Origin of the sequence: Haematobacter sp., assembly GCF_032102465.1 — a bacterium.
In the GTDB taxonomy this organism is placed as follows: domain Bacteria; phylum Pseudomonadota; class Alphaproteobacteria; order Rhodobacterales; family Rhodobacteraceae; genus Haematobacter.
Window position 1 is genome coordinate 26,354 of sequence record NZ_DAMDHB010000014.1, and the last position, 11,169, is coordinate 37,522.

Below are 11,169 nucleotides of genomic sequence, written 5' to 3' on the forward strand. Positions count from 1 at the left end.
GGTTCAACACATTTGCCGGTTCCCACGTGGGACGGGGCCTATGCCAGAGTTTTCACCAGCCGTTTAACAGGCTGCTGAACAACGCTTTTGGCCCGTGCTGGAGCGGAAAACGCTCGCCATCTGACGAATCCAGCCGGAAATCCATAGACTTCCGGGCGTTTCCGGGCCGATTTTCCGATTCCGGCACATAAGGTATGACAGGACTTTTCCGGCAGCCCGTTAAGGGTGCCGGTTAGTGATGAGCAATATCCTGACCCCTTGGCAGGGAGTGCGGGAGAGACGCACCCGGTAACTGACGACTGCGTCCGGGGTTTTCCCGTCTGGAAGCGGGGAGAGGTGCTGACCCCCTCCCCGGCCAGATCAACGGTTCTCGATCTTGCGCAGCTCGCCCGTGGGCAGGAACTCCGCCTCGAAGCGGCGTCCGTCATGGTGGGTGCCTTCCAGTTCGATCTCCCGGTCGTCGAACTCCACCTTGCGGAAGGTGCCATCGCCCGGATAGCTCGGGTTGGCGCGCACGGCCTCGGGGATCAGGCTCTCCACCCCGCTGGCGGGAAAGCCCTGCCGATCCGCCGCCTCGATCTCCTCCACCCGGTCGTTGCGATCCAGTTCGATCTCTATCCGCGCGCCGCCGGGGAGCGTGCCGAGGATGTCCCGGCCCCGGTCACCATGCTTGGGCCGGATTTCCACATCGGTGAGGCCGAGCGGTTTGAGAATGGCGGGGAGATCCTGCGCCGCGGTCTGGGCCGCCGCGGGGGAGGAGAGAAGGACGGAACCAAGAAGTCCGGCGACGAGAAGGCGTTTCATAATGTCTTTCCGTGACAGATACATCGCCAGCAGAACCACGCCGGGGCGGCTCCGGTTCCCTTCAGGCCGGCCCGAGGGCTCAGCGCCGGGCATCCTGCCCGGAGCGCCAGGCCGCCGCCCGGCCCAGCAGATGCGCGCCGATCGGGGCGGTCAGGAACAGGAACAGGATGGCGATGACGGCCCGGGTCACCGCGCTGACGCTGCCGATATCGACCGCTGCGCAGATCAGCGCGAGCGAACCCGCAAAGGCGCCAACCTTGGACGAAGCATGCATCCGCGTCAGTGCATCGGGAAAGCGCACGACGCCGACTGCCGCCACCAGCGCAAAGCCGCCGGCCAGCAGCGCGAGGATGCCGGTGATGACCTCAATCATTGCGATCCTCCCGCCGCGCCTGACGTGCGGCATAACGGGCCAGCGCCACGACGGAGACGAAGCTCACCAGCGCCAGCGCCACGGCGATATCCAGATAGGCCTCGGCCCCCGCCTTCACCGCGAACAGCCCGCAGAAGGCGATGATCGCGGCGGTCATCATGTCCAGCGCCACCACACGGTCGGCCAGCGAGGGGCCACGCCGGAGGCGGATGAACCCCACCAGAACCGCCAGGATGACAAGGCCGAGGCCGATGGTCACGCAGGCGTTCATGAACCCCGTCGCCGTGAATGATGCGGTCATTTGCGAAAGACCTCCCTGACGCGGTGTTCCATGCCCGACTTCAGCTCCGCGACCAGCGCATCCGGGTCTTCGGCATAGATGGAATGGATGACGAGGTAGCTCCGATCCTCCGCCACGTCGAGCGTCAGCGTGCCGGGGGTGAGCGAGATCAGGTTGGCGACAAGGAAGATCTCGATGTCGCTCGTCACGTCGAGCGGCATGCGCACAATGGCGGGATGCAGCCGCGGCTTGGGGGAGATGCAGTCCCGCGCCACGTTCACGCAGGATTTCACCAGTTCCTTCACGAAATACACGGCGAGGATCACGCTCTGCGGCAGCGCCCGGAAGTAGTGCTGCTCCCCCCGGCCGATCAGGTCGCGCGCGAACCACAGCCCGGCATAGCCCAGCACAAAACCGGCGAGGAGATTGATCGGCGACAGGCTGCCCCAGAGCGCGCCCCAGGCGATGGCGAGCAGACCGTTCATGGCAAGGAGCGTCATGGCCGTCCCTCCCCGAGAACCGCCGCGACATAGGGCGTGGCGTCCAGAAGCTGCTCCGCGCTGATGGTGGCGAATTGCAGGAACGGCTCGGGGAACAGGCCGATGAAAACGGTCATCACCGCCAGCGCCGCGATCGGGGTGAGCATGATCCAGCGTTCGCGGGCCGGGATGACGGAAAGGCGCGGCTCGCGGCCATCCGGGGCGGCTTTCCAGAACGCCTCCGCCCAGATCTTCGTCATGGAGAAGATGGTGAGCAGCCCGACCAGCAGCGCCACCCCCGCGACCACGGCGTCCTGCACCTCCAGCGCGGCGCGGACCAGCACGAACTTGGCCCAGAACCCGGAGAGCGGCGGAAAGCCCGCGAGCGAGAACGCCGGGATCAGGAACAGCACGGCGAGCAGCGGCGCGGCGCGGTAAAGCCCCCCGATGGCATAGAGATCCGACGAGCCGGTAAGCCTGCGGGAGACCCCGGCGACAAGGAACAGGTTCGCCTTCACGATGATATGGTGCACGAGGTAGAACACCGCCCCCATCAGCGCCAGCGGCGTCATCAGCGCCAGACCCAGCACCATGTAGCCGATCTGGCTCACGATGTGGAACGACAGGATACGGCGGAAATCGCTCTGCGCCGCGGCGCCCAGAACGCCGGTCAGCATGGTCAGGCAGGCGATCCACAGCAGGATCCCATGGGTATAGGGCTGATCCCCGGTGAAGATCAGCGTGAACACCCGGATCAGCGCATAGACGCCCACCTTCGTCAGCAATCCCGCGAAGACGGCCGAAACGGCGTAATGCGGCGTGTGGTATGAGGCGGGCAGCCAGTAGAACAGCGGGAAAACCGCCGCCTTCAGCCCGAACGCCACCATGAACATCATCGCGATGACGGTCATCAGCCGCTGATCGGGATGGGCGGCCACGGCGGCATGCAGATCGGCCATGTTGAGCGTGCCCGTTGCCCCGTAGAGCAGACCCGCTGCGCCAAGGAACAGCACCGTGGAGATGAGGTTCAGCGTGACATACTTGATCGCGCCGTCGATCGCCTCCTTCCGCCCGCCGATGACGAGCAGCCCGAAGGAGGAGATCAGCAGCACCTCGAACCAGACATAGAGGTTGAACAGGTCCCCCGTCAGGAACGCGCCCGTCACACCGCCGATCAGCGTCTGGAACAGGCCGTGCCAGCCCAGACGCCGCGATGTCTGCCCGACCTCGGCCAGCGACCACAGCCCGACGGCGAGCGAGATGATCGCGGTGATGAGCACCATCGCGGCGGCAAGGTAATCGGCGGCCAGCGTAATGCCGAAGGGGGCCGCCCAGCCGCTCATCTGCCCGGCGATCACGCCGTGCTCCAGCACAAGCATCACCAGATGGATCGCCAGCGCCAGCGACACGACGGACCCGGCCACGGAAATCCAGCCGCTTCCCCGCCGGTTGCGGGCAAGGAAAGCCGCCGCCGCAGTGGCAAAGGGCACGAGGATGGGAAGAGTAAGGCTCCAGATCATTCTTCAGGCTCCGCCAGGCGCATCCGGTCCACCTCGAGATGGCCGAAGCTGCGGTAGGCGCGGATGGCAAGGGCAAGGGCAAAGGCGAACAGGCCGAAACCGATGACGATGGCTGTGAGCAGCAGCGCCTGCGGCAGCGCATTGGCCATGGCCTGCTCCGGCAGGCCGCCGCCATGGGCGAGCAGGGGTGCCGCGGCCTCCGTCAGCCGTCCGGCTGCAAAGATCGCGACGTTGACCCCGTTGGACAGCAGCAGCAGCCCGAACAGGAACCGCAGAAGGTTGCCCGACAGCATGAGCCAGACAGCCGAAGACACCAGAACGCCCGCAACGAGCGCGAGAACGGTTTCCATCAGTGTGTCTCCTCAAGCGCGAAGATCAGCGTGAGGATGCCGCCCACCACGGCGAGATAGACGCCGATGTCGAACAGGAGCACGCTCGAGATCGCGAAGCCGCCCACCTCCGCCCAGATGCCGGTGAAGGGCGCGAGACCGAAGGGGGCTGCCGTGACCCCCGCGATCAGCGCGGCGACCAGGCCCGCAAGCCCGATGGTCCGGGGATCAACACGGAGCGCGCGCCGCGCCTCCTCCACCCCCGCGGCAAAGGCCAGCAGCGCAAAGCCGGAAGCCGCGATCAGGCCGCCGATGAACCCGCCCCCCGGTGCGTTATGGCCGCGAAGCAAGATATAGAGCGAGAACACGAGGAACAGCGCCGTCAGCAGCCGCGCGCCGGTTGTCAGGATCAGGGAGTTCACTTGGACATCCTCCGCTTCAGCAGCGCATAGGCGCCGATGGAGGCGAGCAGGATCACCGTCAACTCGCCGAAGGTATCGAAGGCGCGGAAATCGACGAGGATCACGTTGACGATGTTGAGGCCATGCGCCAGCGCGTAGGAGGAGGCCTCGAAATAACTGGTGATGTGGCGGTCGAGCGGATGGCTGGTGACAGCGAGAATGATGAGCGTCACCGACAGCCCCGCCGCAACCGCGATGACGCCGTGCACCACCTTGCGGGCGCGCGGACGACGCTCCACCATGCCGGGCAGCCGCAGCATCGCGATGCCGAAGAGCACGGCGGAGAGGGTCTCCACCATGAGCTGCGTCGTCGCCACATCCGGCGCGCCGAAGCTGATGAAGATCAGCGCCACACCGATCCCCACCGTGCCCACCGCCGAGATCGCGGTGATGCGCGACATGGCGACGGCGGCAAGCGCCGCCCCCGCCACGACGATCCCGGCGACCAGCCACAGCAGCAGCGGCGCGGACAGGTCCAGCGCGATCACCGGCCCCTTGAGGATCATCGTCCCGCCAAGCGCCAGCACCACCACCGCAAAGGTCGCTGCAAGATAGCCCGTGAGCCGCCCCGGCTGGATGACACGCGTCTGCCATGCCGCGAAGGCACGGAAGCCGTCAAGGAAAGCATCCCACCCGCGGTCGAACACCGGAAGCCGGGCCAGCAGCGCGGCGAATGCGCCCCGATACCGCTCCCGCCCCGCGTAGAGCAGGAAGCCAAGGGCGAAGGTCACAAGGCTTAGGATGAAGGGCAGGTTCACCCCGGCCCAGAGATGCAACTCCGCAGTGCGGGGCAGCTGGAGGCTCCCCTCCACCGCCCGGTCGATCAGCGGTTGCAGCAGCCCCGAGCCGAGCCCCAGCGCCAGCCCCAGAGCGCCCAGCAGCAGCGGACCGGCCAGCATCTGCCAGCCTGCCTCATGCGGCGCATGGGGCGGGTTGCCGGGCGCGCCCCAGAAGGGACGCAGCGCGACCACGCCCGCCACCGCCACCATCAGCGCATTCGCCGCGAGCGCTCCCACCACCGCCAGTCCCCAGGGGGCGATGGACGGCGTGCCGGCATAGATCAGTTCCTTGCCGATCCAGCCGATGAGCGGCGGGAACCCGGCCATGGACGCCGCCGCGAGCGCCGCCGCCGCCGCCGTCACCGGCATGGCGCGGGCAAGGCCCCCCAGAAGCCCCGCTTCCCGCGTGCCGGTGCCATGATCTATCGCGCCGACGACCATGAACAGCGCGGCCTTGTAAAGCGAATGGACGACAAGGAAGGTCACCGCCGCCGTCAGCGCATAGGGCGAACCGCCCGCCAGCAGCACGGTGATCGTGCCGAGCGCCATCAGCGTCGTATAGGCCAGCGCCTGTTTCAGATCGGTCTGCCTGAGCGCGAGGAGCGAGGCCATGACCGCCGTGACAAGCCCCGCCGTTGTCAGCGTCGCGACCCATGCCGTCGTGCCGCCCAGCGTCGGATGCAGCCGGGCCAGCAGGTAGATCCCCGCCTTCACCATCGTGGCGGAGTGCAGATAGGCGGAGACGGGCGTGGGCGCGGCCATGGCGTTCGGCAGCCAGAAATGGAACGGGAACTGCGCCGATTTGGTAAAGGCGCCGAGCAGCACCAGGATCAGGATCGGCGTGTAAAGCGGATGGGACTGCAGCCCTTCCCCCGCAAGCAGCGCGCCGATGTCATAGCTGCCGGTCGCCATGCCGATCAGGATGAAGCCCGCCAGCAGCGCCAGCCCGCCCGCCCCTGTCACCAGCATTGCCTGAAGCGCATTGCGGCGGGCCACGCTGTCCTCATGATTGAAGCCGATGAGGAGGTAGGAGGTGACACTGGTCAGCTCCCAGAACACGAAAAGCGTGATGAGGTCGGAGGCCAGCACCAGCCCCAGCATCGACACCATGAAGGAGAACAGGTAAAGCACGAACCGCCCGAACTGCGGGTGATCGCCCATGTAGCCGGTCGCGTAGAGCAGGATCAGCGCCCCGATGCCGCTGATGAGCAGGGCGAAGATCAACGACAGCCCGTCCAGCATGAAGGCCAGCGATACCCCGAGGCTCGGCGCCCAGTTCCAGCCGACGCGCAGCGTCTCTCCCGCCAGAACGGCGGGCATGCAGGATGCGAAACCGATGGCGAAGACCAAAGCCGCCGCCGCGCCCAGATATCCCCAGAGCCTTCCGCCGGAGGCGGTGCCCCGCTGTAGTTCTGCCATCAAGTCGTTCCGTTCCGCCCTGTATCCGCCCTACGTAACCGCACAGGCGACATGAGGGAAATTGAAAATTCACTGGCTTCTTATAGAGGCTGTCTATAAGAAGCGCCGTATGCCCACCCTCCAGCAGCTTCGCTATCTCGTCGCCGTTGCCGACACCCTGAGTTTCAGCCGCGCGGCGGAGATGTGCCGGGTGACCCAGCCCACGCTCAGCATGCAGTTGCGGGAGCTGGAGGCGCGGCTTGGCGCGCGGCTGGTGGAGCGGACCCGCGCGCGCGTGCTCATGACCCCCGTGGGAGAGGCAGTGGCCCGCCGCGCCCGCGCCGTGATGGCCGAGATCGACGACATGCGGGAGATCGCGCGCCGCGACGACCCGGAAGCGCCGCAGGCCGCGCTGCGCCTTGGCGTCGTGCAGACGGTCGGGGCCTATGTGCTCTCCGTCGCGATGCCCGCGCTGCGCCGGACCTTTCCCAGATTGCGATTGCAGGTGCGGGAGGAGCGGTTCGACATGCTCCTCCGCCAGCTTCTGGACGGGGCGCATGACGCGATCCTGCTTCCAGAGGCGGTGGAGCGCCCGGATCTCGAAAGCCGGTTGCTGGCGGTGGAGCCGTTGCAGGTGGTGCTGCCCGCAGATCACCGGCTGTCGGCGCGGCCCCTGCTCCGGCCCGCGGACCTTGCGGGGGAGACGGTGCTCACCATGGAAGGCAGCCCGGACCTCCAGGCGCAGGTGACGCGCTTCTGCACGCTGGCGGGCGCGGCGCAGGCGCGGGATTACGAGGGCACGACGCTCGACACGCTGCGGCAGATGGTGGCGGCGGGGATGGGCCTGTCGCTTCTCCCCACGCTCTACATCCGGTCGGAGGTGATGCGGGAGCAGCTCGTCGTGGCGCGCCCCCTCGCCACCGACGCGCCCACGCGGGCGCTCACCATGGCCTGGCGGCGCGATACGCCCCGCGCCCGGACCCATGCCGCCCTGGCCGCGCTGCTCAGCGAGAACCTCGGCCCGATCCCGGGCATCGGCGGCTGAGGTCAGGCAGCGGCCGCCTGCTCCCTGGCGAGCCTCTGGGAGACGATGGCGCAGACAAGAAGCTGCGAGATGTGGAACAGCATCACGGGGAGCACGATGGCGCCGACGCTGGCGGGGGGGAAGATCGCGGTGGCGATGGGCAGGCCGCTCGCGAGGCTCTTGGTGGAGCCGCAGAAGAAGAGCGCCGTCCGGTCCGGCCCGTCGAGCGCGAAGACGCGCCCCGCAAAGACCATCGCCGCCATGACAAGGGCAAGGAACACCCCGATGGTCAGGAAAAGCGCGGCGAAGGTCGGCAGCGGGATGGCCGACCAGATGCCCGCCACCGTCCCCGCGCTGAACGCCGAATAGACGATGAGCAGGATGGAGCCGCGATCGACCACCATGCTCAGCAGCTTCTGCCGCCGGATGAAGGCGCCGATCCATGGCCGCAGGCACTGACCCAGCACGAAGGGGATCAGGATCTGCACCGCGATCTTGATCACCGCATCGCCGCTGATCCCGCCGCTCTGGTGCAGGATCACCGCCATCAGCCCCGGCGTCAGCACCACGGCCACGAGGTTGGAGAGGGAGGCCGAGCAGATCGCGCCCGCCACATTGCCCCCCGCCATCGCCGTGAAGGCGACGGAGGACTGCACCGTGGAGGGCAGAACGGACAGGAACAGCAGCCCCAGCGTGAGCTCGGGCCCGAGCACGCCCCCCGCCGTCCAGGCCAGCGTGACGCCGATGAGCGGGAACAGCACATAGGTCGCCGCGAAGGACAGCCCCTGCAGCTTGATGTTCAGCAGCCCCGCCCGCACGGAAGCCATGTCGAGCTTCGCGCCGTAGAGGAAGAACAGGAGCGCCACGGCCCAGAAGGTCACCTGCCCCAGCAGAAACGCCGCCTCGCCCCGCGCGGGCAGGATCGCGCCCGCCGCCACCATGACAACCAGCAGCAGCATGTAGGTGTCGATGCCGATACGTCTCAGGAACTGCATGTCTTGTCCTCTCTCCGGCGCTGTCAGTAGCCGAGCGCCATTCCGTCCTTGCGGCTGTCCGAACCGCCTTCGAGCAACCCTCCGGCGATGCGGATGGCCTGGGCGCCGCCGATCGGGCTGGTCACCACCTTGAGCACATGCCCGCGCGCCGCCAGCGCATCGCGCGTCGCGGCGGGGATCGTCGGCTCCACTTCGAGCACACCGTTGAAGGCAAAGCTCCGCGGCGCATCTATGGCCGCCTGCACCGTCAGTCCGCGGTCGATCACACCGGACAGGAAGGCCGCATGGCCCGCCGCCTGATAATGCCCGCCCATCACGCCGAAGGGCATCACCACCCGGCCCGCCTGCGTGACCATGCCGGGGATGATCGTGTGCATCGGCCGCTTCCGCGGACCGATGGCGTTCGGATGGCCCGCCGCCAGCCGGAAGGAGGCGCCGCGGCTGTGGAACAGCACCCCCGTCGCCGGATCGAGGCGCCCGGACCCGAAGCCGTGGAAGATCGAGTTGATGAAGGAGATGGCGTTGCCCGCCTCATCCACCACGCAGAGATAGATCGTGTCCTTGTGCTCCGGCTCGTCCCAGAGCACGGGCGGCCGGGCGCGGCTCATGTCGATCCGCGCGCGCAAGGTCGCCACCACGTCCTCCGACAGCAGCCGCTCCGCCACATCCGGGCAAGCGGCCGGATCGGCGATCAGCGCATCCCGGTGGTGATAGGCGAGCTTCGTCGCCTCCGCCTGCAGATGGATACGGTCCACCTCGTCCAGCGCGGCCATGTCGAAGCCTTCGAGGATCCTGAGGATCAGAAGCGCTGCCAGACCCTGCCCATTGGGCGGGCACTCATGCACCTCATAGCCGCGATAGGTGGCGCTGACCGGCGTCACCCACTCCGCCCCGTCCATGCCTTCGGCGAAATCCTCCAGCGTATGCAGCCCGCCGAGCGACCGCAGGTAACCCACCATGCTCTCCGCCGTGGCCCCCCGGTAGAAGGCCTGCGCTCCGGTCTCCGCGATCTCCCGATAGCGGGCGGCCAGCAGCGGTTGCGCACGCTGCTCGCCCGCCACGGGCGCCCTGCCCTCTGGCAGAAACAGCGCCGCCGCGCCCGCATCGCCTGCGACCGTGGCCTGAGCCGCCGCCCAGTCCATCGCAACGCGCGGCGTCACGCGGAAACCCTCCTCCGCATAGCGGATGGCGCGGGCGAACAGCCGGGAAAGCGGGAGCGTGCCGTAATCGGCATGGAGCCTGCACCAGGCCGAAATCGCGCCCGGCACCGTCACCGCATGAGGCGAGGTCTGGGGGATCTCGGTCACGCCTGCGGAAATGCCCGCGGCACCCGCAGCAGCATTGCCCCCCTCCGACGGCGCACCCGCAAGCGCCGCCGTCACCGCCTCCACCGTCGCCGCCGCAGGCGCCCGGCCCGAACCGTTCAGCGCCCTGACCGCGCCGCCCGCCGGCGCATAAAGCGCAAAGCAATCGCCCCCGATGCCCGTCATCAGCGGATCGACCACCGCCTGCACCGCGACCGCGGCAATCGCCGCATCCACCGCGGTTCCGCCTGCCGACAGAACCTCAAGCCCGGCCGCCGTTGCCAGCGGATGCGATGTCGCCACCATGGCGCCGCCCGTCAATGTCGATGGACGGCACCCGGAAAAGAAATCAAACGTCAAGACTGCAGGCTCCGCGTTCGGTTTTCGGGAAGCGCCTGTTCGCAAGGGCGGCGCATGCGCCGATGCCCTAGCACCGCTGCCGCGCGGCGGCAATCCGCCGCATGCCCGGGCCGGGAATCGCGACCTCGCGCGCGATCCGGCTGGGCAGGCGGGCACTCCGGGTGGCGGCAGGCTTGCCCGCATGGAATGCGCGGCGTTCGCTTACCGCACTGATCTCCTGCGCCTCACGGCAGCGCCCAACAGGCTGCTGAAAAAGCATTCCGGGTTTACATTGAGGCGGAGACTTGCCCGCATTGCTGAAGATCGCCCCGGAAACCGCAAGTTTTGGCTCGGGACCGGACCGATTTTCCGGCTTTCAACGCGAGCCCGGGTAGGTGCGCGACTTTGTCAGCAGCCTGCCAAGGTATCCTGCCTATGCGCTGGTACGCTGGCAGTCAGCCTAGGAATGACTCGAAATGGCTGGATTTCCCGCCGGATTTTGGGGGGAGTGCGAACAATCTCCGCCCCCACGCAGGCCGGAAAGCCGTTTCAGCCGCCATAGGAGAAGGCGCGGCTTTTACACCGCGCCGTGAGGTGACCCGGTGCGTGACCACTCCCGCCCTCACCCGCAGAAGTGGGATCTGCATGGGATTTGGCCGGCAAAACCATGCGGCAGCACCTGGCGTCCGGGCGGATTGGTTTGGTCGATGGGCAGGAACCGGGGAACCCCTGCCGTCAGGGGGCATGCTCCGGGACCGCCGCCGCACCGGCAGGGAACGCGGCCTGCCTGATCGGAGGCGGCCGGGGAAAGGGCGCGCGAAAGGACGGGCGGCCGAAAATCCCCCCGGCGGAGCACGACCGGCCGATCGGCAGCCTCGGGCGCCGGGGGTGCTCAACAGGCTGCTGGAAAAAGGCTTTTTGGCCTGCCTGGGGACGGAAATCGTTCACAATCTGACGAAATCCAGCCGGGAATCTATATACTACTGGGCGTTTCCGGGCCGATTGTCCGATTTCCGGCGCATAGGCATGACACTTCAGGACTTTTCAGCAGCCTGTTACCGGGGCCGCTTATTCGAAGGGGCCA

Annotated in this window: 12 protein-coding genes; 2 read left to right on the forward strand and 10 right to left on the reverse strand. The window is 67.6% G+C overall.

Annotation, left to right across the window (positions count from 1 at the left end):
* Window positions 1-360 precede the first annotated feature (360 nt).
* The 8 genes from RT513_RS10665 to mbhE form a co-directional block, all read right to left on the reverse strand.
* Window positions 361-804, reverse strand: a complete 444-nt coding sequence (locus RT513_RS10665) for a hypothetical protein (protein WP_088216012.1) — start codon at window positions 802-804, stop codon at window positions 361-363.
* A gap of 79 nt (window positions 805-883) precedes the next feature.
* Window positions 884-1,177 (reverse strand): monovalent cation/H(+) antiporter subunit G, encoded by a 294-nt coding sequence (mnhG, locus tag RT513_RS10670; RefSeq protein ID WP_179209215.1) that lies wholly within the window; start codon window positions 1,175-1,177, stop codon window positions 884-886.
* Window positions 1,170-1,478 (reverse strand): monovalent cation/H+ antiporter complex subunit F, encoded by a 309-nt coding sequence (locus tag RT513_RS10675; RefSeq protein WP_290687139.1) that lies wholly within the window; start codon window positions 1,476-1,478, stop codon window positions 1,170-1,172. The genes mnhG and RT513_RS10675 overlap by 8 nt, the downstream gene beginning before the upstream one ends.
* A complete protein-coding gene (locus RT513_RS10680) occupies window positions 1,475-1,957 on the reverse strand; it encodes a Na+/H+ antiporter subunit E (protein ID WP_290687137.1) in 483 nt (160 codons plus the stop codon). Before RT513_RS10680 ends, RT513_RS10675 begins: the two co-directional genes overlap by 4 nt.
* Window positions 1,954-3,456, reverse strand: coding sequence for a Na+/H+ antiporter subunit D (locus tag RT513_RS10685; protein WP_290687131.1), 1,503 nt, complete (start codon window positions 3,454-3,456; stop codon window positions 1,954-1,956). The genes RT513_RS10680 and RT513_RS10685 overlap by 4 nt, the downstream gene beginning before the upstream one ends.
* Window positions 3,453-3,806: an NADH-quinone oxidoreductase subunit K gene (locus RT513_RS10690; RefSeq protein WP_088216015.1), complete on the reverse strand. Its 354-nt coding sequence runs from the start codon at window positions 3,804-3,806 to the stop codon at window positions 3,453-3,455. Before RT513_RS10690 ends, RT513_RS10685 begins: the two co-directional genes overlap by 4 nt.
* Window positions 3,806-4,207, reverse strand: coding sequence for an MnhB domain-containing protein (locus RT513_RS10695; RefSeq protein WP_290687128.1), 402 nt, complete (start codon window positions 4,205-4,207; stop codon window positions 3,806-3,808). Before RT513_RS10695 ends, RT513_RS10690 begins: the two co-directional genes overlap by 1 nt.
* Complete coding sequence (gene mbhE / locus RT513_RS10700; RefSeq protein WP_290687124.1) at window positions 4,204-6,444, reverse strand: hydrogen gas-evolving membrane-bound hydrogenase subunit E; 2,241 nt, start codon at window positions 6,442-6,444, stop codon at window positions 4,204-4,206. Before mbhE ends, RT513_RS10695 begins: the two co-directional genes overlap by 4 nt.
* A 109-nt stretch (window positions 6,445-6,553) precedes the next feature.
* Here mbhE and RT513_RS10705 point away from each other — a divergent pair, with 109 nt between their 5' ends.
* Complete coding sequence (locus RT513_RS10705; RefSeq protein WP_088216018.1) at window positions 6,554-7,468, forward strand: hydrogen peroxide-inducible genes activator; 915 nt, start codon at window positions 6,554-6,556, stop codon at window positions 7,466-7,468.
* A gap of 2 nt (window positions 7,469-7,470) precedes the next feature.
* Here RT513_RS10705 and RT513_RS10710 read toward each other — a convergent pair whose 3' ends face one another.
* Entirely contained in the window at window positions 7,471-8,442 is a 972-nt protein-coding gene (locus RT513_RS10710) for a bile acid:sodium symporter family protein (RefSeq protein ID WP_290687121.1), read from the reverse strand.
* A gap of 23 nt (window positions 8,443-8,465) precedes the next feature.
* Window positions 8,466-10,052 carry a gamma-glutamyltransferase family protein gene (locus tag RT513_RS10715; RefSeq protein ID WP_290687119.1) on the reverse strand — a complete coding sequence of 529 codons (1,587 nt, stop codon included), beginning with the start codon at window positions 10,050-10,052 and terminating at the stop codon, window positions 8,466-8,468.
* Between the two features lie 921 nt (window positions 10,053-10,973).
* Here RT513_RS10715 and RT513_RS10720 point away from each other — a divergent pair.
* Window positions 10,974-11,169, forward strand: a 196-nt coding sequence (locus tag RT513_RS10720; RefSeq protein WP_313534016.1) for a hypothetical protein, incomplete at its 3' end; no start/stop codon positions are given.